The organism is Hominifimenecus sp. rT4P-3 (assembly GCF_051055405.1).
In the GTDB taxonomy this organism is placed as follows: domain Bacteria; phylum Bacillota; class Clostridia; order Lachnospirales; family Lachnospiraceae; genus Pseudolachnospira.
On record NZ_CP167068.1, the window covers coordinates 2,132,959 to 2,155,281 of the forward strand.

General features: G+C 49.3%; 21 protein-coding genes and 1 riboswitch. Of the genes, 9 read left to right on the forward strand and 12 right to left on the reverse strand.

The features are described 5' to 3' along the window. Together ACCC71_RS09930 and ACCC71_RS09935 are read left to right on the forward strand one after the other, a co-directional pair. On the forward strand, window positions 1-363 hold the full coding sequence (locus ACCC71_RS09930) for a VOC family protein (protein WP_434309472.1): 363 nt from the start codon (window positions 1-3) through the stop codon (window positions 361-363). 42 nt (window positions 364-405) lie between these two features. After that, window positions 406-1,446 carry a DMT family transporter gene (locus ACCC71_RS09935; RefSeq protein WP_434309473.1) on the forward strand — a complete coding sequence of 347 codons (1,041 nt, stop codon included), beginning with the start codon at window positions 406-408 and terminating at the stop codon, window positions 1,444-1,446. Between the two features lie 3 nt (window positions 1,447-1,449). Here ACCC71_RS09935 and ACCC71_RS09940 read toward each other — a convergent pair whose 3' ends face one another. Further along, the gene (locus tag ACCC71_RS09940) at window positions 1,450-2,586 is read right to left on the reverse strand and encodes a glycerate kinase family protein (protein WP_434309474.1); all 1,137 of its coding nucleotides are present in this window, start codon (window positions 2,584-2,586) and stop codon (window positions 1,450-1,452) included. An 11-nt stretch (window positions 2,587-2,597) separates the two neighbouring features. Then, entirely contained in the window at window positions 2,598-3,056 is a 459-nt protein-coding gene (locus ACCC71_RS09945) for a PaaI family thioesterase (protein ID WP_434309475.1), read from the reverse strand. Between the two features lie 152 nt (window positions 3,057-3,208). Then, a riboswitch (glycine riboswitch) is annotated at window positions 3,209-3,303 on the forward strand. Window positions 3,304-3,429: 126 nt separating this feature from the next. Here ACCC71_RS09945 and ACCC71_RS09950 point away from each other — a divergent pair. Then, window positions 3,430-4,803 carry an alanine/glycine:cation symporter family protein gene (locus tag ACCC71_RS09950; RefSeq protein WP_434311839.1) on the forward strand — a complete coding sequence of 458 codons (1,374 nt, stop codon included), beginning with the start codon at window positions 3,430-3,432 and terminating at the stop codon, window positions 4,801-4,803. 119 nt (window positions 4,804-4,922) lie between these two features. On the opposite strand, the gene ACCC71_RS09955 is transcribed toward ACCC71_RS09950, so the two are convergent. The 4 genes from ACCC71_RS09955 to purC form a co-directional block, all read right to left on the reverse strand. Beyond that, entirely contained in the window at window positions 4,923-5,474 is a 552-nt protein-coding gene (locus ACCC71_RS09955; RefSeq protein ID WP_434309476.1) for a manganese efflux pump MntP, read from the reverse strand. A gap of 239 nt (window positions 5,475-5,713) precedes the next feature. After that, the gene (gene nudC / locus ACCC71_RS09960; protein WP_434309477.1) at window positions 5,714-6,556 is read right to left on the reverse strand and encodes an NAD(+) diphosphatase; all 843 of its coding nucleotides are present in this window, start codon (window positions 6,554-6,556) and stop codon (window positions 5,714-5,716) included. After that, window positions 6,553-7,983 (reverse strand): adenylosuccinate lyase, encoded by a 1,431-nt coding sequence (gene purB, locus ACCC71_RS09965; protein WP_434309478.1) that lies wholly within the window; start codon window positions 7,981-7,983, stop codon window positions 6,553-6,555. Before purB ends, nudC begins: the two co-directional genes overlap by 4 nt. Before the next feature lie 3 nt (window positions 7,984-7,986). Further along, window positions 7,987-8,694: a phosphoribosylaminoimidazolesuccinocarboxamide synthase gene (purC, locus tag ACCC71_RS09970; RefSeq protein WP_434309479.1), complete on the reverse strand. Its 708-nt coding sequence runs from the start codon at window positions 8,692-8,694 to the stop codon at window positions 7,987-7,989. 150 nt (window positions 8,695-8,844) lie between these two features. On the opposite strand from purC, the gene ACCC71_RS09975 reads away from it, so the two are divergent. Further along, window positions 8,845-9,177: a hypothetical protein gene (locus ACCC71_RS09975; protein ID WP_434309480.1), complete on the forward strand. Its 333-nt coding sequence runs from the start codon at window positions 8,845-8,847 to the stop codon at window positions 9,175-9,177. A gap of 87 nt (window positions 9,178-9,264) precedes the next feature. Here the strand turns inward: ACCC71_RS09975 and ACCC71_RS09980 are convergent, their stop codons facing one another. After that, complete coding sequence (locus ACCC71_RS09980; protein WP_434309481.1) at window positions 9,265-10,053, reverse strand: Cof-type HAD-IIB family hydrolase; 789 nt, start codon at window positions 10,051-10,053, stop codon at window positions 9,265-9,267. A gap of 101 nt (window positions 10,054-10,154) precedes the next feature. Beyond that, window positions 10,155-11,003, reverse strand: coding sequence for a shikimate dehydrogenase (gene aroE / locus ACCC71_RS09985; RefSeq protein WP_434309482.1), 849 nt, complete (start codon window positions 11,001-11,003; stop codon window positions 10,155-10,157). A 249-nt stretch (window positions 11,004-11,252) separates the two neighbouring features. On the opposite strand from aroE, the gene ACCC71_RS09990 reads away from it, so the two are divergent. The 5 genes from ACCC71_RS09990 to ACCC71_RS10010 all read left to right on the forward strand — a co-directional run bounded on the left by ACCC71_RS09990 (window position 11,253) and on the right by ACCC71_RS10010 (window position 16,386). Further along, window positions 11,253-12,167, forward strand: a complete 915-nt coding sequence (locus ACCC71_RS09990; RefSeq protein WP_434309483.1) for a LysR family transcriptional regulator — start codon at window positions 11,253-11,255, stop codon at window positions 12,165-12,167. Between the two features lie 200 nt (window positions 12,168-12,367). After that, complete coding sequence (locus ACCC71_RS09995; protein ID WP_434309484.1) at window positions 12,368-13,429, forward strand: Bug family tripartite tricarboxylate transporter substrate binding protein; 1,062 nt, start codon at window positions 12,368-12,370, stop codon at window positions 13,427-13,429. Between the two features lie 72 nt (window positions 13,430-13,501). Then, window positions 13,502-14,083 (forward strand): tripartite tricarboxylate transporter TctB family protein, encoded by a 582-nt coding sequence (locus tag ACCC71_RS10000; RefSeq protein WP_434309485.1) that lies wholly within the window; start codon window positions 13,502-13,504, stop codon window positions 14,081-14,083. A 15-nt stretch (window positions 14,084-14,098) separates the two neighbouring features. Beyond that, window positions 14,099-15,595: a tripartite tricarboxylate transporter permease gene (locus ACCC71_RS10005; protein WP_434309486.1), complete on the forward strand. Its 1,497-nt coding sequence runs from the start codon at window positions 14,099-14,101 to the stop codon at window positions 15,593-15,595. Between the two features lie 20 nt (window positions 15,596-15,615). Continuing rightward, window positions 15,616-16,386 (forward strand): SDR family NAD(P)-dependent oxidoreductase, encoded by a 771-nt coding sequence (locus ACCC71_RS10010; RefSeq protein ID WP_434309487.1) that lies wholly within the window; start codon window positions 15,616-15,618, stop codon window positions 16,384-16,386. Window positions 16,387-16,413: 27 nt separating this feature from the next. Here ACCC71_RS10010 and hemZ read toward each other — a convergent pair whose 3' ends face one another. The 4 genes from hemZ to pfkA form a co-directional block, all read right to left on the reverse strand. Beyond that, window positions 16,414-17,790, reverse strand: a complete 1,377-nt coding sequence (gene hemZ, locus ACCC71_RS10015; protein ID WP_434309488.1) for a coproporphyrinogen dehydrogenase HemZ — start codon at window positions 17,788-17,790, stop codon at window positions 16,414-16,416. A gap of 129 nt (window positions 17,791-17,919) precedes the next feature. Then, window positions 17,920-18,558, reverse strand: a complete 639-nt coding sequence (locus tag ACCC71_RS10020) for an MBL fold metallo-hydrolase (RefSeq protein WP_434309489.1) — start codon at window positions 18,556-18,558, stop codon at window positions 17,920-17,922. After that, window positions 18,555-20,846: a RelA/SpoT family protein gene (locus ACCC71_RS10025; protein WP_434309490.1), complete on the reverse strand. Its 2,292-nt coding sequence runs from the start codon at window positions 20,844-20,846 to the stop codon at window positions 18,555-18,557. The genes ACCC71_RS10020 and ACCC71_RS10025 overlap by 4 nt, the downstream gene beginning before the upstream one ends. Window positions 20,847-21,326: 480 nt before the next feature. Continuing rightward, window positions 21,327-22,304 carry a 6-phosphofructokinase gene (gene pfkA / locus ACCC71_RS10030; RefSeq protein WP_434309491.1) on the reverse strand — a complete coding sequence of 326 codons (978 nt, stop codon included), beginning with the start codon at window positions 22,302-22,304 and terminating at the stop codon, window positions 21,327-21,329. Window positions 22,305-22,323: the final 19 nt, after the last annotated feature.

Below are 22,323 nucleotides of genomic sequence, written 5' to 3' on the forward strand. Positions count from 1 at the left end.
ATGATTCGTTACGATCATTTTAACTTCAATGTGCTCGATCTCGACCGAAGCTTAGCCTTTTACAAGGAAGCTCTGAATCTCCGCCCCGTGCGGGAAAAACGAGCGGAAGACGGTTCTTTTCTTTTAACCTATCTCGGGGACGGGGAAACTGGATTTTTGCTGGAACTGACCTGGCTCAGAGATCGGAAAGAGCCCTATCAGCTGGGGGACGAAGAATTTCATCTGGCCATGAAAACCGATGAATATGAGGCATGGCACCAAAAACATCAGCAGATGGGCTGCATCGCTTTTGAAAATCCTGAGATGGGCATCTATTTCATTACTGACCCCGACGGCTACTGGATCGAAATCGTGCCCGCATAAAAGCCTTCCTCGTCATTTCTCATGTTATGGAGTATATTTGAAATGAGCACAAAAAAGCTGGCAACCTTCTTTGCGATTCTGGCAGCAGCGCTATATGCTGTCAACATTCCACTGAGCAAGCTGCTCCTAGCCCGTGTGCAGCCCACCATGATGGCGGCCTTTTTGTATCTCGGTGCAGGCCTCGGTTTGTTCCTCTATGGCCGCCTAAACAAAGAGTACGAAAAAGGCGAGGCATTGACCCATGCAGAACTGCCCTACACCATCGGCATGATCCTACTGGATATCGCCGCGCCGATCCTGTTGATGCTGGGGCTTGGACGCACCAATTCCGCAAACGCTTCTTTGCTGAACAACTTTGAAATCGTCGCTACATCGCTGATCGCATTTTTCGTCTTTCGGGAAGCCCTTTCCAAACGGTTAGCGTTGGCCATATCCCTGGTGACTCTCGCAAGCGTCGCTCTAAGCTTTGAAGGCGGCGGCAGCTTCCAGTTTAACACAGGCTCCCTGCTGGTACTGGGCGCAGCCTGCTGCTGGGGGCTGGAAAATAACTGCACGCGCATGCTGAGCTCCAAGAGTTCCGTTCAGATCACCACCATCAAGGGCATTTTTTCCGGTTTAGGAAGTCTGATCATCGCGCTGGTCATCGGTGAAAAATGGCCTGGATTGACATATATATTGTCGGTATTGGCGTTAGGCTTTGTGGCCTACGGCTTGAGCATCAATTTTTATATCAAAGCGCAAAAAAATCTCGGCGCAGCAAAAACCAGCGCCTACTATTCCATCGCGCCGTTTTTGGGAATCGTCTTTGGCATGGTGGTATTGGGCGAGAGGCCTGGCATTCAGTTTTACATCGGCCTTGTTATCATGATCGCCGCCACGATACTGATGGTAAAGGACACTATCGCGCTGCAGCATACCCACGAGCACACCCATGTGCATACCCATGAACATTGCCATGGCGAGCTGGTACACAGCCATGCCCATGCCCACGCCCATTCCCACACGCATACCCACGGCGAAGATGAATCCACCCACAGCCACACTCATGAAGAAATCGTGGGACACGATCATATTCATGGATAAAAGTTACAGATTTTGTCCGATTTGCAGCATTCGGAACATCCGCCTGGCAGCATCCAGATAAAGTTCTTCGGCATGCTCCAGCGCTTCCTCAAGGGCCATGGGACCATTTACCGTGGTCATCATCGAGGTAATCCCGTGCTGATAAAGCGTTTCCGCCCCCGGCCCCAGACCGCCGGACAGCGCGATCACCGGGATATTTTGTTTCTGGCACCGCTTCCCTACCCCGCTGACTACTTTTCCAAAAGCGGACTGCCAATCCGTCCGCCCCTCTCCGGTCACCACGACAGAAACGCCGTCTAACCGTTCTTCAAAGTGAATCAAATCCAATACCGTCTCGATTCCAGATTTCAGTTCTGCCTTTAAAAAGAGCAAAAGCGCCGCGCCCAGACCGCCGGCCGCGCCAGTTCCAGGGATCGTATTTACATCGATGCCAAAGGTGTTCTCCAACACCTGGCGGTAATGTTCCATTCCGCGTTCCAATCGGTCTAACATCTCCGGATCCGCTCCCTTTTGCTTTCCAAAGGTATAGGTCGCCCCATTGGGCCCTGTCAAGGGATTGGTCACATCGCACATCACCGTAAAACGTGCCTTTGCCACCAGCGGATGGAAACCGGAACAATCGATCGTTTGCACTCGTTCCAGATCTTCGCCATACCCGGAAAGCTCGCATCCCTCGCCATCGAAAAAACGAACGCCCAGCGCCCGCAGGCAGCCCATGCCGCCGTCGTTGGTCGCGCTCCCACCGATGGCAATCGCTACAGAAAGACAACCGTCCTCCAAAGCTGCCCGGATGAGCTCGCCCGTTCCATAAGAAGAAGTCCGAAGAGGATTCCTCTCCGCTTCGTTTAACAATGGAAGTCCGGAGGCCGACGCCATTTCCAACACAGCCTGCCCCTTCCCGATACGGCCATAAAAAGCCGAAACGCTCGCACCGAGCGGGCCGCTTACTTCCCGCCATACCCGCTCACCTTTTTGCGCGGCGATCACCGCATCTACGGTTCCCTCTCCTCCGTCCGCCACTTCCACAAAGTCCCACTGACATTCTGGAAAAACGTCCCTGGCTGCTTCCGCCAGGAGAGAAGCTGTCCGCGCGGATGATATGGTCCCCTTAAAAGAATCGGATGCAAATAGAAACTTCATTCCAAAGCCTCCTATCTCACCGCTACAAATACCGTTGAAGAGGCAGACGCCAGCACGCGTGTCTCCGCTTCTCCTTGCCACAATTCCGCCGAAACGTGCGCGATGGTCCTTCCCAAGCCGGACACGCGCACCCGGATGCGCACTGGCACGCCAATCCGTACGGGGCGAATATAAGATATTTGAAGATTTACTGTCGGAGAATCGCCAATACCAGCAAATCCCCGGACAGCCGTGCACATAGCATTATCAAATACTGTGGCGATCATACCGCCGTGCATACCTCCTGCGGGGTTTCTCATCCAAGGTTCGCTGGGGTACTCCAAACAAACGGATTTTTGCGGATAATCACAAGAAAAAAATCGAGGGGTAAGCCGGGCCACCATCCCATCCGGCGCCAAATCCGTCGCGTCGCGAATGGCTTCCTCTATATTTGCCCGAAGTTCTTCTGCATTTTTTGCATATGGATACATAATTGAATTATAAAAGAATCTCCTTTCTTCTATTTTCATTTATTCTAAGTATAAAATAAACTCTTTCTTATATCAATTCTTTTTTTAGATTTCATCAAATTTCCTCTTGCATTTTCCGTTTGAATGTGCTATATTTCCTTTTGCTTGCTCAAGTAAGCAACTCTGGAGAGTCTCCCTTGTGGAGCGCCGAAGGTGTACGGCAGGACAATCCTGTTAATCTCTCAGGCAAAAGGACAGGGCATACAACAAAACCATGGACCGCTTCCTGCGATCCGTTGGATGCGATGTTCTACTCTTTGGGGGGCTGAAAGTGAAAACTTCAGCTCTTATTTTTATATTGCAAAAATATAAAACAAAGGAGAAGACAACGATGATGAACACCGTATTAGAACTTGTAAAACAAGCCAATGATTTTCTTTGGAGCATTCTGCTCATCCTCATTCTCTGCGGCACTGGTATCTACTATACCATCCGGCTCAAGTTTGTTCAAGTCCGCAAATTCAAAGAAGGTTTCCGTCAAGTTTTCGGAAATATCCGGCTAAAAGGAGAACGAAAAGGGAAAGGGGAAATGACTCCCTTCCAGTCTATCGCCACGGCTATTGCCGCTCAGGTCGGCACAGGAAATCTGGCCGGCGCGGCCACCGCGCTCTTGGGAGGAGGCCCCGGCGCAATTTTCTGGATGTGGCTCTCCGCTTTTTTCGGCATGGCTACGATCTATGCGGAAGCTACCCTGGCACAAAAATATAAGACAACGGACGCCGACGGCCATGTCACCGGCGGCCCGGTTTATTACATCCAAGCTGCCTTCCGTGGTAAATTTGGAAAAATCCTAGCCGCCCTCTTTGCCGTCTTTATCATCCTGGCCCTAGGCTTTATGGGCAATATGGTTCAAAGCAACTCCATCGGAGCTGCTTTCCAGGAAGTCTTTCAGGCCCGCAATATCCCTGTACCCGCCATTGCCATCGGCCTCCTGCTGGCTGCTTTTGCCGCCGTCATTTTTCTCGGAGGTACCGCAAGGCTGGCTTCTGTGGTGGAAAAAATCGTTCCCATTATGGCACTTGTCTATATCGTAGGCAGCCTGGTGCTGATTGCCATGAATATCACAGAAGTTCCTCACGCCATTTCCATGATTTTCGTCGGAGCCTTTCAGCCGAAAGCCGTACTAGGAGCTGGCGCCGGTATCGCGGTCAAAGAAGCCATCCGTTTTGGCGTGGCCCGCGGGCTCTTTTCCAATGAAGCCGGTATGGGTTCCACTCCTCATGCCCATGCGAGGGCTGCAGCGAAGACCCCTCATGAACAAGGCATCGCGGCGATGATCAGCGTATTCATCGATACCTTTATTATCCTGAATCTGACGGTATTTTCTGTTTTGACTACCGGCGTTTTGGATAGCGGAAAAGACGGCGTGGCTCTGACCCAAGCGGCCTTTACTGCCTCCTTTGGCGGATTCGGAGACATCTTTGTGGCCGTCTGTCTTCTGTTCTTCGCTTTTTCCACTATCCTCGGCTGGCACTTTTTCGGAGAAATTAACTTCCGCTATCTCTTCGGGGCAAAGGCAGCTAAATTATACTCCCTGTTGGTGGCAGCCTTTATCGTGGTCGGTTCCTGTCTAAAAGTGGATCTGGTATGGGCTCTCTCCGACTTTTTCAACGGCCTGATGGTGATTCCGAACGCCCTAGCTTTGCTGGCTTTAAGTCCGGTGGTGATTGGAATCTTTAAAAAGTATGGAAAGAACACTCCCAACTAAATAACACGCTTTGGCGGAGCATCCACATCGATGCTCCGCCAAACTTTTCATTCCCACCCTATTTTACATTTTCATTTATAGCCGCTGTCGTTCTGTAAAGCCAAAATACGGTCAGAACCCTACCATAAATGCTCCACTAAGATCTTCACTCCCATTCCGATTAAAATCAGGCCGCCGACCAGTTCTGCCCGGCTCCGATATCTGGCGCCAAAAACACTTCCCATCCAGATTCCCACAGCAGAAAGGCAAAATGTCACGCCTCCGATAAAAAGCACGGCCGGCAGAATGTCCACCTGAAGAAAAGCAAAAGTTACCCCTACTGCCAGCGCGTCGATGCTGGTCGCCACGGCCAAGGGAAGCATCTCTTTGACGGAAAATGAAGCGCTTACGCTCTCCCCTTCCCCTCTCGATTCCCGCACCATATTCCAACCGATGACGCCAAGCAGAACAAACGCAATCCAATGATCAATCTGCTGGATCTGGGCTTCAAACTGGACTCCCAAGAGATACCCCAAAAAGGGCATTCCAGCCTGAAATCCACCAAAATAAACGCCCGCTAAAATCGGATTTTTCCAGCCGACCTTCGATAGAGAAAGCCCCTTACAGATGGAAACCGCAAAAGCGTCCATCGAAAGGCCCACCGCAATCAAAAATAACGATATCAGATTCATATGTATTCTCCTCTAGATAGGGTATGCTGCTTTTCCCATAAAAAGAATTTCCCATGAAACAAGAAAGAATTTCGCTTTGCGAAATTCTCCGCCTGCGGCGGGGCAGCTTTGCTGCCATCTTCCTCTCCGCCGCAGTGCGATCCTTAGCGGAGCGTTTTTTTTATTCAATAGGAAATTTCAGCGAAATTTCCTATTGAATAAAAAAACCAGTCCGCCACAAATCGGCAGACTGGTTTTCCTTATCTTGGATATTGTCCTTTCCGAAATGCTTCCACCATAGTGCTGGTGAGACTAAATAAGCTTTTGGGCTCCGGCACTTCCTTCCGGTCAAACCAGCGAGCCTCCGCCAATTCGCTCTCATCCAACTGAATTTCCGCGCTCCCAGCTAGGTCTGCAAAAAAGCCCATCAGAAGGGAATCGGAAAAGGACCACGGCTGGCTGGCGTAATAGCGAAGGTTTTTCACCTTTAGCCCGACCTCTTCCATGACTTCTCGGCGTACCGTATCCTCGATGGTCTCCCCGATCTCTGTAAAACCGGCGATCAGCGCATAATTTCCGCTGGGCCGCCCCGCATACCGAGACATCAATAGCCGGTCTCCATCCGTCACCGCCACAATGATGGCCGGCGAAATCTTCGGATAAACGATACTCCCGCAAGAATCACAGCAAAAAGCCCGCTCTTCCTCGCTTGGACGCATGGAATTTCCACACTTGCCGCAAAATTTGTGGTCGCAGATCCAGCGATACAATTGACAGGCCGTAATACCGGCATATCCCAGCCATTCCGGCTTCCCATCCCGAAAACGATTCACCGGCTCCAAAGAAAAACCGGCAAGATCCGGCGCCTTTTCCTGGGGAAACAGGTAAAAGGCCGTCTCGTCAATGGCAAATAGATAAACCAAGAAACCACGCCGGCTCTGGCATGTTTCACAAAGCTCTTTCACCGTGGGAAAAGAAAGTTGGTCCTCCTCCCGGAGCAAGACCTGTTCTTTCTCAAAATACAATATAAAATCCGTATCTTTCGGTTCCCTGCGGCTGGCAAACGCGTTGTCATACCGATGGGGCGTGATATCTTGAATCATACATTAATCTCCGCTGTAACGCCTAATAGTTCTTTATTTTCCTCTAAAATGGGGCGAATCACTTCGTCCAAAAATTCCTCGGTCTGCTCTTTGGCGCGGCCCGTGTAACGGGACGGCTCCATCGAAGCCTTCAGATCTTCCAGACTTAAATTAAAGGCCGGATCCGCGGCAATCAGCTCCAGCAGATTGTTTTCGCCTCCATTTACCTTCACATTCTTCCCCGCCTCCATGGACAAGGTACGAATCCGCTCATGAAGCTCCTGACGGTCTCCGCCGGCCTTCACCGCATCCATCATAATATTTTCCGTAGCCATAAAAGGCAGTTCCGACATCAAACGTTTCTCAATCACTTTCGGATAAACCACCAATCCATCCACCACGTTCAAATACAGGTCTAAAATCCCATCGATGGCAAGGAAAGACTCCGGCACGCTGAGACGCTTATTGGCAGAATCATCCAGCGTCCGCTCAAACCATTGGGTCGAGGATACCAGCATCGGATTCATCAACGCGGACATCACATAGTTGGAAAGGGATGCAATCCGCTCGCTGCGCATCGGATTGCGCTTATAAGCCATGGCAGAAGAACCAATCTGGCTCTTCTCAAAAGGCTCCTCGATCTCCTTTAGATGCTGTAACAGACGAATATCATTGGAAAACTTATGAGCGCTCTGGGCGATTCCCGCCAATACAGACAGCACGCGGCTGTCATTCTTTCTGGAATAGGTCTGGCCAGAAACCGGGTAGCATCCGGCAAAGCCCATCTTCTCCGCAATCTTCTGATCCAGGGCGCGGCACTTGGCGTGATCTCCCTCAAAAAGTTCCAGGAAACTGGCCTGAGTGCCCGTCGTTCCCTTGGAGCCTAAAAGCCGCAGGGAATCCTGGACATAACACAGGTCGTCGTAATCCAGCTTCAGTTCCATCAGCCATAAGGTCGCCCGTTTTCCCACGGTAGTGGGCTGAGCAGGCTGGAAATGAGTAAAGCCAAGTGTCGGCATCGCCTTGTATTCCTCGGCAAAATCCGCCAGCTTTTTCATCACATTTACCAGCTTTTTTTTCACCAAGGAAAGCGCTTCCGCCATCAGAATTACATCGGTGTTATCTCCCACATAGCAGGAAGTAGCGCCCAAGTGAATAATTCCCTTTGCCTTCGGGCACTGCACGCCGTAGGCATACACATGGGACATCACATCGTGGCGTACTTCTTTTTCCCTTGCCTTTGCCACATCATAATTGATTTCATCCTGGTGAGCCCTCAGTTCCTCGATCTGCTCCTCTGTCACCGGCAGACCCAGCTCCCGCTCCGTCTCCGCCAATGCAATCCAAAGCTTCCGCCAAGTACGGAATTTTTTATCCGGAGAAAAGATATATTGCATCTCCTTGCTGGCATAACGCTCCGACAAGGGACTCTGATATCGATCTGTCATGACTTACTCCAATCCGATTCTTTTGAATACTTCGTGATAAGCGCCTTCCACATTTCCCAGATCTCTGCGGAAACGATCCTTGTCCAGTTTCTCATGGGTCTTGCTGTCCCAGAAACGGCAGGTATCCGGAGAAATCTCATCGGCCAGGATAATCTCTCCATGGTAACGGCCAAATTCCACCTTAAAATCGATCAGGTCGATTCCGCACTCTGCGAAATAAGCCTTCATCACTTCATTGATCCGAAACGCCAGCTCGGAAATGCGGTCGATCTCCTCTTTGGTTGCCAGTCCCAGCGCCAGGGCATAATAATCATTGATGAACGGATCGCCCAGCTCATCATTCTTGTAGCTAAACTCCAAAGTCGGGCTCAGAAGCCTGGTTCCTTCCTCCACTCCCAATTTTTTGGAAAAACTTCCGGCCGCCACGTTGCGGACGATCACTTCCAGGGGAACGATCTCCACTTTTTTCACAGCAGTCTCACGGTCGCTCAGTTCCTCTACCAAATGAGTCGGTACTCCAGCTTTTTCCAAAATCTGGAACATATGATTGCTCATCCGGTTATTGATAACGCCCTTACCAACAATACTGCCTTTTTTCAGGCCGTTGAACGCGGTAGCGTCATCCTTATAATCGACAATCAGAACGTCCTCGACGTCCGTCGTGTAAACTTTTTTTGCTTTTCCTTCATAAAGCTGCTCACATTTATTCATTTTCATTCTCCTTAGTCTTTGAAGTTTTTTACCAGCTTATTCTTACGCGATTATAATATACGAAACGCATAAAATCAAGTAAAATGCACATATTAACGGCAGAAACGCAGATTTTCTTCTGCGGAAAATTCAGGAAAAGGAGAATGTAAAATGAAAGACGAAAAAAAGATTTTTCTATTTCTCGCCTGCTGCCTTCTCATCGTCGCATTGACCGGCTGCAGCAGAGATGATAAGACGACCACAAATACCGGTACTTCCGCCGCTGCCACCAGCGAAGCTGCCACCACTTCTTCCGCCGCTGGCTCTTCTGCCAATGAACAGACAAATGGAAGCGAAGCTACTCCCACCACTCAGCCAGGCGGTATCAACGCTACGGTAGATGGCTCCGGAGAGCTGGGAAGTCTCGCAGATGACGCAAAACAGGGATTGGAAGATGTGGGAACCGACCTCGGAATCACCAAAGATTCCTCCACGGCCCGGTAATCAGACGTTCCCCAAAGACCAAAAAGGATGTTATGGAAATTCGCGTTTCGCTCCTGATCAACCACGTTTTTCTATAACATCCTCTTTCTATTCAATCAATCCATAATGAAGAAGCCCGTTCCACACCCCGTCGTCCCACAAGGCGGACGTCACATACTCCGCCGCCTGCTTTGCCTCTTCCATCCCATCGCCCATGGCCACGGAATGAGCCGCATACTCCAGCATGTCCAAATCGTTGGTGCTGTCTCCAAAGGCATAGGTATCTTCCCGGCGGATATGCAGAATCCGACAAAGTTCTTCAATTCCCGAAGCCTTCCCAAAACCCTTTGGCACAATCTCCAAAAGCCCTCTTTGCCGGTAAATAATCCGATATTCCGGAGTCAATTCCCTCACCAGTTCTTCCCGGCATTCTTCTATATGATCCACACAAAATTTGCTGATCTGAAGATTCTTTTCATTTCCCCGAACAGGCAAAAGCAAATCGCCCATGGCATGTTTCATCCGGAGAGGAAACGTATCTCCTTTGGGGAACGTATCCGGATCTAGGTAAATGCCATACCGTCCCTCCAATACAAACGCGGCGGAAAATCTCCGCAAAATTTCACATACGCGCGCCGCTTCCTCCACAGGAATCTGGTGATAATAAAGCACCTCCCCGCGATATTCTCCGTAAGTTCCGCAGCCGGCCAAAATTCCGTCAAATCCGAGAGGCATCAACTCTTTCTCCGGGATAAACGCCCGCGTCCGTCCGCTGCAAATAAAGCATAGATGGCCATTTTTCTTTAACTTTCCCAAAGCCGCTTTTGTACTTTCTGGAATTCGCCGCTCTCTATCCCAAAGAGTCCCGTCAATGTCAAAAAATATTGCCTTTGGCATGTATTTTCTCCTTTTTTCCTGTCTCCGATCTATTATATTTCCTTTTCGCGGAGAACACAAGAAAGAATTTCGCTCTGCCAAATGCCGCCCACCGAAATGTTTTAACCAAATACGGCCTGGTACATCTCCTCGCCCGGAGCCTCTAAACCTGTCCAGATGTGAAAAGCGATTTTCCCTTGGTGTAGGAGAAGACTTTGGCCGTTCACAATGGGGCATCCCAGGGATTCCGCGGTTTTAAGCAATAAGGTCTTTCTGGGATTGTAAATTACATCCGCTACCAATAGATTTTTATGCAGCAATCCAAGATCAATCGGCGCCTGATCGTCATAAGGAGGCATGCCGATATTCGTAGCATTGATGAGCACGGTCGCCTGATCGATATAGGGCTTTAGATCAGAGTCTAAGGAGATCGGCTCACAGATCTCTCCAAAAGTACGATTCAAATGCGCGCAAATCTCTTCGGCTTTTGAAACGGTGCGGTTTGCCAGATAAATTTTTTTCGGCTTTTTCGAGGCAAGCACGGTCATAATTGCCCGCGAAACCCCTCCGGCTCCAACCACAAAAAAGGTATGTTCCGGAACATGGATGCCGCAATCTACTTCCAGCCCCTTCACAAATCCGGCGCCATCCGTGTTATAGCCAATCATTTTTCCATCTACGATTTTAATGGTATTGACAGCTCCGATTATCTCCGCCAGCGGATCAATCTCATCTAAATATGGAAGAATCTGAATCTTGTATGGAATCGTTAACGTCAGCCCCACAAAATTCATTTTGGAGATGCCTTTCACTACGGCGCCAAAATCTTCTTCTTTGATATTCATTGCATAGTAATAAGCGTCCAACCCTGTTTTTTGAAATGCTGCGTTCATCATTGCTGGCGACTTGCTGTGGCCGATATCGGTGCCAATAATGGCTGCAAGCTTTGTATTCACGGTAATATCTTTCATGATGGTTCCTCCCTTTTCATCAGGATCTACAGGCAAACGTTCTCTTTCTGCCCCTGAAATGTTTGTGCCCATTATAAAATCCTGTCTTGCTAAATTTCCAATAGAAAGATCTCATGAAATCGATAAATATTATTTATATATTCCAAATTTATGCTATAATAGGTTTACCTTCCATTGACAAGGACACGGTCAGGGCAGAGTATGCTCTTGCCAATGGAAGGGATTCATAAGATAGAAGGGATCCCTATTATGAACCTGCAGCAGCTGATTTATTTTAAAAAAATTGCCGAGCTGGAACATTATACAAGGGCAGCGGAAGAATTGAACATTACGCAACCATGCCTTAGCCGCGCCATCTCCGAATTGGAAAAAGAGTTGGGAGCTCCGCTATTTTTCAAGAAGGGAAGAAATATAAAGCTAACACAGTATGGTCAGCTTTACCTAACTCATGTGCAGTCTGCGCTGCAGGAACTGGAAAACGGACAAACAGAAATCAACGCCTTGCTTCGTCCCAATAGCGGCAGCGTGTCAATCGCACATATCAGTTCCATGAACAGAACATATATTCCTACCCTGCTGAGCGCGTTTCATGCCGATCCGCATAATCAAAATATCAAGCTAAATTTTCGCATTGAGCCAACCCTCCAATTCCTATCCGCGTTAAAGGATAATACCATCGACATCGGGTTAGGAGCCTGGGTAGACGATCCACAGTTGGAGCTGGAACATCTTTATACGGAAAAATTGGTGCTCGTCGTCGGACATCAACATCCACTAGCTCGTAAAAAGCACGTCACCATGCAGGAACTTTCCGCGTACGATTTTATCGCCTATGATAAGAAATGCGGCATTCGCAATGAGATTGACCGTCTCTTTCAACGTACCAATACCACATGTAAAATCCTTCACGAAAGCGAAGACAACTATGTCGTCACCGGCCTGGTAGCCGCCGGTATCGGCATCGCCATCGTGCCGCAAATTTTCGGACTCGACTATTATGGGGTTCGCTCCATTGAAATCACAGGAATCGATACGTTTCGAAATTTATATATGATGTGGAATCGAAACGCATATCTTAGCCCTCCGGTAAAAACATTTATTCAGTTTATGAGGAATTTTTCCTCGCCAGATTTTCCAAAAATCATAAAAGCAAGCACCTACTAAAAGGCAAGCGCCTTTCCATTACAAAACATTATTGTTTACCATAATCCATAATTTTTTATTATGATTTTTATAAAAAAATGGCAGTAGTCCTGCCATTTTTTTTATGCTATCCTCTAGGCATGTAAATTCTTCTCGCGAAAGAATGATAGTTTTGCACTATGACAAACGGATTTCATGTATCACAAGAAAGGAGAAGCATTATGAAAAAAGCACTTGCACTTGGATTATCCCTAGGTCTGATCCTCTCTATGGCAGCCTGCGGAGGAGATTCCTCCACACCTTCTACGGCAGCCCCTGGTACCGGCGCCGCAACGACAGCAGCTGCCGCGGCTGACACAACTGCTGCCGGATCCACGGATACCGACTATCCCACAAAAAATGTCAACGGTATCATCCAATGGGGCGCGGGCGGCGGAACCGACTCCTTGATGCGTCCGCTCTGCGCTTTAGCTCAGGAAAACCTCGGCAAGTCCATCGTAGTCCAGAATATGACCGGTGCTACCGGTTCCATCGCAACCCAGTACGTATACGATGCGGAGACAGATGGATATAACCTGCTGATGGGTGCAGAGAATCCTACGCTGTACGACGTTCTGGACATCAGCGACCTGACTTACACTGATTTTGATTGTGTTTACCTGATTGGCGATGAAGTGGTTGGTATCATCGTGAATAAAGATTCCAAGTACAATTCTTTCACAGAGCTGATCGAAGATGCAAAGGCAAATCCTGGAACAGTGAAACTTTCCACTTGCGGTTCCGGAAGTTCTCCCTGGTTGGTAGGCGCTCTGATTACCAGCGTTACCGGCGCTACCTTTAACGAAGTTGCCTATGACAGCGATGCCAGCGCAAAAACTGCTGTTATGAGCGGCGAATGTGATTTTACATCCTGCAAAGTTCAGTCCGGTATTGAAGATTGGAAAGCCGGCGATCTAAAATACCTGTGCATGCTCTCCACCGAAACGGTAGAAGTCATGTCTGAGGTTCCTCTGGTAACCGCAGAATACCCCGATTTCGAAAAGTATCTTCCCTGGGGACCTTTCTACGGCGTATTTGTGAAAAAAGGTACGGATGAAGCAATCAAAGCGAAACTGACGGAAGCTTTTACCGCAGCTGGTAAAGAAGCAAGCTATCAGGAAGTTATGAAGAATTTTAACATTAACTTCAAGGGCATTGCCGGTGAAGAAGCCAATCAGTACATCACCAGCTGGCGCGAGAATTCCATAGCCGCCCTGAAAGCCAGTGGAGCAATCTCGGAATAACGTTTTTAGAAACAGCGTACACCGGCATTCCCCTGTGTACGCTGTTTTTTTATCCCAGAAAGGAGGACACTTATGAGTGAAAAAACATCTGCAAATTCGCCGGAAATCAATCCATCCGACCATCTTTCCGCAGAGCAAAAACTTCCCCCAAACGATACCACTGAAAAAAAGGAACATATCGAACTGGTATCCGGCGAGCAAGTATTTACCATTATACTCTGCTTAACTGGCCTCGTGGCCTTCCTTTTATCGCTGAATCTTTTGGCGAAAGTAAAAGCGCCTAAAATCTCTTCCGCCGCAGCGGTACCGCTGTTCGTCAGCTTTCTATGGACGCTTCTTTCCTTTATCATGATATTGGAAAACATAAAGAAGAAATCGCCGCTTAGTTCTTTAAAAGGAACCAAAGAAAAGTTCAAAGCCGCCGTCGAATACGTCATGCCATTCACAGTGTTTATGATCGCTGCATTTTGCATCTGCTACTGCGTCCTGATGTTCTTCGGACTTTCCTTTTATATCGCAACCCCAGTCTTTCTTTGGGGAAGTATGTGTTATCTGAAGAAAGGACATTTTATCAAAAATATCCTGTGGACCGCGATCGTTATGGCATTTATCATCGTCGTATTCCGTATCGTCTTTGGCGTTGTATTTCCGTAAGAAGGAGGATTTAAAATGATAGAAGCATTATCCTACTTAAGTATCATTTTCCGGGAACCAATTTTGCTCGTCATGACCGCCATTGGCACCTGCGCTGGCGTGTATGTCGGCGCTATTCCCGGACTTTCCGGCACGATGGCGGTATCTCTGCTGGTATCCTTTACATTTGGTTGGGAAACGCATACCGCGCTTGCCGTTATGATCGGCGTTTTTGTCGGCGCCGTATTTGGAGGTTCTCGTTCCGCGATCCTGCTGAATATCCCAGGCGCGCCGGCTGCCGTCGCTACTTCCCTGGACGGCTATCAGCTGGCGAAAAAGGGCCGTGCTGGCGAAGCGATGGGCTTGGCCACAACCCAGTCCTTTATCGGCACTCTCCTTGGTGTCTTTGTTCTCTGTGTCTTTGCCCCGCTGGTATCCAAGCTTGCCCTGGGCTTCCACTCCATCGACTATCTGATGCTCTCTTTGATGGGTTTGATGATGGTTGGTTCCCTGGGAGCCAGATCGTTAAAAATGGGGATTATCGCCGGCTGTATCGGCATTTTCCTTGGAACCGTCGGCGTTGACCCGCAAACGGCTGTGCGGCGTTTTACCTTTGGTATTCCTTATTTAAATTCCGGCGTTGACTATGTGGTTGCTATGATTGGATTATTCGGCGTGTCGGAAGCTCTGATCCAATTGACGGATATGAAATCGAAACCAATCAAACAGAAAGTAGACAAAATTCTCCCCTCCTGGGCGGAATCTGCAAAATACATTCCGTTAACCATCCGTTCTGCAGTAATCGGCGTTCTGGTTGGCGCTCTTCCCGGCGCAGGCGGCGATATTGCCGCGCTGCTAAGCTATGACAATGCCAAGCGCACGGTAAAGACCCCCTCTGCCCCCTTTGGACAAGGCGCTGTAGAAGGAATCATTGCTCCAGAGACCGCAAACAATGCCGCCATCGGCGGAACCTTTATCCCGATGCTGACATTGGGTATTCCAGGCGACGCCATTACCGCTATCCTGATCAGCGCCCTGACGATTCACGGCCTGCAGCCCGGACCAAACCTGTTGACAAATACTCCCGACCTCTTCTATCTGATTGTCGGGTGCCTGCTGGTTGCCTCTTTCTGCCTTCTGCTTTTTGGTCTGACCGGCATCAAGGCTTTTACCAAGATTGTTGAGATTCCAAAAGATATCCTGATGCCGACCATTATCATTTTATCTGTTATCGGATCATTTGCCATCCGCAATAGTCTCTATGATATTTTCTGGATGTTTGGCTTTGGCTTCATCGGATATTTCTTAAAGAGAAACAATTATCCGGTCGCTCCAATCATCCTCGGCGTCATCTTAACCACTCTTTGTGAGAACAATTACCGCCGCGGAATTTCGCTGGAAGGCTCGATTCATGGGATGCTCTTCAGCATTTTTAGAAGTCCCATCTCCATTGTTCTCTTTGTTCTTCTTATCGTTCTTTTCGTTACGCAGACCGGCCCCTACAAGGCATGGCGTGCAAAGCGTTCAAAATAGGATCGGAGGTTTTTATTGTTATGAATATTATGGATAAGTTCAGCTTAAAAGGAAGAAAGGCCATCGTCACCGGCGGCGCCAGAGGCCTGAACCGCGGGATGGCGGAAGGCCTACACGAAGCGGGCGCCGAGATTGTACTTTTTGATATTTTAGATCAGGTATATGAAACTGCAAAAGAGATGTCAACGCCGGAAGCTCCGGTGTACGCCGTCAAAGGCGATATCACGGACAAAGAAAGCCGGGAAAAAGCGTTTCAGGAAGCGCTTGATTTCCTCGGATACCGTCTGGATATCTTAATCAATGGAGCCGGCATCCAATATCGCTGCGACGCTGTCGACTTTCCGGAAGAAAAGCTAAAACAAATCCTCGATGTCAATCTAGTGGGCCTTTTCTGTATGGCGCAGCTTTCGGCGCGAGTTATGATCGAACAAGGCTACGGACGCATCATCAACATCGGCTCCCTGTCCACCATCTTCGGCGCATCCATGATCGCTGGATATACGGCCAGCAAGGGCGGCGTCAGCCAGGTGACCAAGGTAATGTCCACGGAATGGGCCGGCAAAGGAGTCAATGTAAACTGCCTTTGCCCCGGCTATATGGCTACCGATCTTACCAAAGATATTGCGACGAAAAATCCGACCCAATATGCCAATATCAACGCCCGCCTTCCCAAAGGCCGATGGGGTACGGAGGAAGACTTGAAGGGTGCAGCCGTATTCTTAGCCTCGGAAGCCGCCGATTACATTACCGGTACTTCTCTTGTGATCGACGGAGGATATACGGTCAAGTAGGAAATTCTTTATTCGAAAGGAAAGGCTTTATATCCCCTGATAAAGCCTTTCCTTTCGTTCAATCATCTCCTGAATCTTTTCCAGATAAAGATTGACATCCTTTACATTATCCGATCTCTCGATAAGACCGTCCGGGTGGATTCGTTTGGAGACCGGTCCTGCGCCAAGAGCCACGATATTTTGTTTTTCCTCCATAATCAGGATATTGTAGATCCCAGCCTTTCCCGGCGCGGCAAATCCCACGTTTTCCAGATTCCCAGCCATATTTTTCTGACGATAGAGATAATAAGGAACCAGCCCCATCCGCTTTGCGCCGGCTGCGGCGGCAGCCATCATCGCCTCGGACTCCTCCTGGGTTCCGCCTGCCACCACGGTTCCCTCCGCTTCCATTTTCAAACGGGAAGCCCGTTTCACCGCCAGAGCGTGAACCGTTAAGCTGTCCGGGCGCAGCACCTCGATCTTTCGTATCGTCTCTTCCACATCTTCTACCGTCTCCTCCGGAAGTCCCAAAATGATATCCATGTTGATATTGTCAAACCCCATCTCACGGGCCATAAGGAAAGCCTTTTCGATCTCTTCTACCGTATGGCGGCGGCCAATGCGCCGAAGGGTCTCCTGCTTCATGGTCTGTGGGTTAATCGAAATTCGCGTCACCGGATACCGTTTTAACACCTCCAATTTTTCCTTGGTAATGCTGTCCGGTCTTCCGCCTTCCACGGTAAACTCCTGGAGGTCTGCAAAATCAAAGCTCTGACACACTTTTTCCAAAAGCCGCTCCAAAAGCGCCGGAGACAAAGAAGTCGGCGTCCCGCCTCCAATATAGATCGAATTTAGCTTCTTTCCCCGAAACCGCGCGGCAGTCCAGTCGATCTCCTGAAATAAAGCGTCCAGATACTCTCCCATCCGCGGCTCCCACTTGGTCATTGGATAGGAGGTAAAAGAACAATACAGGCAGGTGGTCGGACAAAAAGGAATTCCGATATAAAGGCTATATCCCTGCTCATAATCCACATCCTTTAGGATTTCTTTCTCCCGGAACGCGATCTCCACCGCCAAATCCGATTTCTCATCTCCCACCAGATATTCTTCCTGCAGAAAACGCCGGATCTCGCCGGCAGAAAAGCCTTCTTCCAGCTTCCCCATGGCGATCTTCGTCGGCCGGATTCCCGTCAAAGTTCCCCAAGGCAGTTCTTTTCCGGTCCGTTCGGCAAGTTCCCGGTAAAGGCGCCGTTTGAGACGGTTCTTGCGTTCTGTCTTTTCTCCGTCTCCCGCATCGGGAATCGGAATTACCAGTTCCGTCGGCTCCTTCGGATTTTTTACCAACTCCGCTCCTGGGTAAAACGCCATCAAAAGTCCCCGGATATCATATTCAAATTCGTCGTTTTCTAGATAAAATCCTATCATGAACGTCCTCCCTGTCCACATATACGTACCTTTTCCATGTCAGAAAAAAAGGAGGCCGCTCCCCCCTTTTTTTCCGTCTCAATGCCTGATAAACGCTTACACGATCTATATTGCCTTGTCCATTGAAGGTTACATTGCTACTGCAGGATTGTACTTCTTTTCATGACCGATGGTCGTTACATCCATGTGACCAGGATAAACATCCACGTCGTCCGGCAAAAGGAGCAGCCGCTCCTTTAGCGATTTTAAAATCGCCGAATAGCTTCCGGTATCCAAATCGGTCCGTCCGTAGGATTCACAAAACAGCGTATCCCCGCTGATCAAGACCTTCTCTTCTTCAAAATAATAGCAGCAGCTTCCCGCCGTATGGCCCGGCGTATGCAGCACTTTTATCGAAAACCCAGCCAACTGTAACTCCTGATTGTCCGTCAGCAGTACATCCGGTTTCACCGACATGGACTCCGCCCAGGCCTGGGAACGATTCATCCAGGGGTCTTCCATCAACTTGGCCTCGTCACAGTAAGCGTACACTGGCACATCCACCAGCTTCTTTAAAGCTGGAATCGCATAGATATGGTCAAAATGCCCGTGGGTCAAAAGAACGCCAACCAAGTGATAATCTCTCATCCGGCATTGCTCAACAATATATTCCGCATTATCGGCCGGATCCACCAAGATCGTCTCCCTGGTCTCCTTATTTACGATAAAATATACGTTGGTGCCGATAGCTCCCAGCACCCGATATTGAATCTCCATCTTTTCACTCATCCGATTGCCCTCTGTATATCCACGACCCCATCCACCTGACGCAAGCGGGCCATCATGCGGTTGATCTCCTGCACGCCCGCCGTCTCAAAACTTACGTTAAAGGTCGCGATTCCCTGCTTATTCGTCCGGGAATTCAACGATGTTATCGCAATTTCTTCTTCCGCCAATACCCGCGAAATATCTGCTAAAAGACCGATTCGGTCCTTTGCATAAAGCACCAGCTCCGCCATATAGCGCTCGCCGGCATCGCCTTCCGGCGCCTGCCATTCCGCATCGATCAGCCTTGTTCTCTCGATCTCCGGCAGATTTAAAATATTGACGCAGTCGGTCCGATGAATCGAAACACCGCGGCCTCTGGTGACAAACCCCACGATCTCATCCCCAGGAATGGGGTTGCAGCACTTAGAAAAATGAACCGCCAGATCGTTGAGCCCTTCCACCACGATACCGCTGCTCGTCCGCTTCACCGCTGGCTTCTTATTCTCCGCCACTGCCTGCATGACTTCTTCGTCCGTGATCTGTATCCGCTCTACTTTACGTTTTTCATCTAAGAGCTTGTTGACCACCTGACCCTCTTTCAGGCCCCCATGCCCCACAGCCGCAACCACGGAATCCCAGTCCCGAAAGCCGTACTTTCGCATCACTTTTTCCACGTAGTCGGCCTGAAGCAGCTCCGTATAGACCATGCCGTGGCTCTTACAATATTTATCCAGCAAATCTTTACCCCGGAGCAGATTTTCTTCCTTATTTTGCTCCCGGAACCACTGATTGATCTTGTTTCGCGCCTGCGTGCTCTTTACCAGCTTCAGCCAGTCGCGGCTCGGCCCTTTAGAATTCTGGGAGGTGACAATCTCAATTCGGTCTCCGTTTTGAATCACATAGTCGATGGTAACCAACTTGCCGTTAGCCCGCGCGCCCACCATCCGGTTTCCAACCGCGCTGTGAATGCTGTAGGCAAAATCAATCGGCGTCGACCCCTTCGGAAGAGTTTTCACGTCGCCGCCCGGAGTAAAGCAATATACATTCTCTGTAAAAAGGCTAAGATCGCTTTTGACCGTTCCGAGAAACTCTCCGTTATCCGACATTTCCTTCTGCCATTCCAGAATCTGCCGCAGCCAGCTCAGCTTTTCTTCCTCGCTGGAAAGTCCGCTTTTCCCGCCCTCCTTATATTTCCAATGGGCGGCGATTCCGTACTCTGCAATCCGGTGCATCTCATAGGTTCGAATCTGAATCTCAAACGGAGTGCCGGACTTTCCGATCAATGTTGTATGCAAAGACTGATACATATTCGGCTTCGGCATGGCGATATAGTCTTTGAACCGGCCCGGCACCGGCGTGTACATCTCATGGATTAACCCCAGCACGGCATAGCAGTCCTGGACGGAATCCACCAGTACGCGAATCGCAAACAAGTCATAGATCTCATCCAAAGTTTTATGCTGCACCAACATCTTTTTGTAGATGCTAAAGTGATGTTTCACCCGTCCATAGACATCCGCCTGGATTCCTGCTTCTTTCAGGTGATTTCGCACCTCTTCGACAATCGTCTTGATATAATCCTCTCTGGCTTCCTTCCGCTTATCGATATCGTCCACCAGTTTCTTATAGGTTTCCGGTTCCAGATAACTAAGCGCCAAATTGTCCAGTTCAATTTTCAGTTTGGAAATCCCCAGCCGGCTCGCAAGAGGCGCATAGATGTCCAGCGTCTCTCTGGACTTTTCCTTCTGTTTTTCCGGTTTCATATATTGAAGCGTACGCATGTTATGGGTCCGGTCCGCCAGTTTGATAATAATCACACGGATATCCTTTGCCATAGCAAGAAACATTTTCCGAAGGTTCTCCGCCTGCAGCTCTACTTTATCCCCATCCCAAGACAGACGGGTCAGCTTCGTAACGCCATCCACCAAAAGAGCCACATCACTCCCAAACAACTCTCCGATCTGCTCCAGCGTAATATCCGTATCTTCCACCACGTCATGGAGCATTCCAGCCGCGATGGTCTCCTTATCCATCTCCAGCTCTGCCAGAATAATCGCAACACAAAGAGGGTGGACGATGTAGGGCTCACCGGATTTTCTTTTTTGTTCCTTGTGGGCCTCCTTCGCCACCTGATATGCTTTTTCAATCTGCGAAATGTCGTCCGATGGATGATACCTCCGTATCGTCGCAATCAAACGTTCATACAATTGCTCTGGAGTTAATTGCTCTTTCAGCGGCTCCGTCAGTTTGTTGCAATCCGTCACCGCCGGGCTTTGCAATTGTTCTTCCGTTCTTTTTTCTTCTGCCATAAACTTGTGCACACTTCCTCATCAAAATGATGCCGGGGTCAAATTTTATTCTGATGCTTACGGATCGCTCCGCATTTCATGCTCTCGCGCTCCTAAAAACATTCAAAATCCGCCCTATCGGGCTACTTTTTCATGTTTTTGCGGGTCCCAAAGTCATGTATCGACATGCAAGCATGTCATACATGACCTTTTGACCCTACCTTCAATTAACAAGAGCATACACGCCTCATAGCGGGATAATTTGGGCATCTTCTGCGTTATCTTCCATCGGCGTACGTCCAGTACGCCTCTGTCAGATGCCTGGACGATGCCCAAATTCTCTCCGCTTGAGGTCGTAGAGTCAGGCAGAGATAAATTTTACTTTCTGCAAGGCAGTTGAACGATGCGTACAGGACGTACGCTGAGTGAAACTAACGATGCAGAAAGTAAAATTTACTCTGTTCTGACCGTGTATGCCCTTGTCAATTGAAGGTAGCATCATCAAAATCGAATCAGTCCGCGGCTGATCGCCACATATTCCTCCGGAAGACTCTTTTCCATGGTCAAGGCGTCCTCAATGTCATAATCAATAAATTCTCCATGCTGATAGGCGACGATGCGCTCGCTTTTACCCTCCTTCAGCAAGTGTACCGCCTTGGCTCCCATGATGGAGGCATAAACCCGGTCTTTACAGGAAGGCCGGCCGCCACGCTGCATATGCCCTAAAATCGTCGCTCTGGTCTCAATTCCAGTCGCCGCCTCAATCCGCGCCGCCATGCTGACCGAATGACCGATTCCTTCTGCATTAATAATGATATGATGCCTTTTTCCTTTTTTTCTATGCTCAATAATGGTATCAATGATTCTCTGTTCGTCATGGTCATAATATTCCGGCAGCAAAATCTCTTCCGCGCCGCTGGCGATTCCGCTCCACAGAGCGATATATCCAGCCTGACGTCCCATCACTTCCACGATGCTGACCCGCTCATGGGAAGTCGAGGTATCCCGGATTTTATCGATCGCATCAATGGCCGTATTGATCGCCGTATCAAAGCCAATGGTATAGTCGGTACAGGCAATATCCAGGTCAATGGTTCCAGGAATCCCAATCGTGTTGATGCCAAGCCGGGCTAGACTTCTCGCGCCGCGGAAGGAGCCGTCGCCGCCAATTACTACCAAACCGTCAATCCCATGTTTGCGGCAGATTTCCGCCGCCTGCTTTTGTACGCTTTCTTCCAAAAATGCTTTACAGCGGGCCGTATAGAGGATCGTGCCTCCGCGGTTGATAATATCCGCTACACTGAAAGAATTCATCTCCTTGATTTCTTCTTCCAACAGGCCGGCAAACCCTCGCATAATCCCTTTTACCTGAATGCCCTCGGTAATGGCAGTTCGCACCACCGCCCGGACCGCCGCATTCATACCGGGAGCGTCGCCTCCGCTGGTCAGCACTCCGATCGTTTTGATATTCTTTGCCATCGCCGCTCCGCCTTTCCTA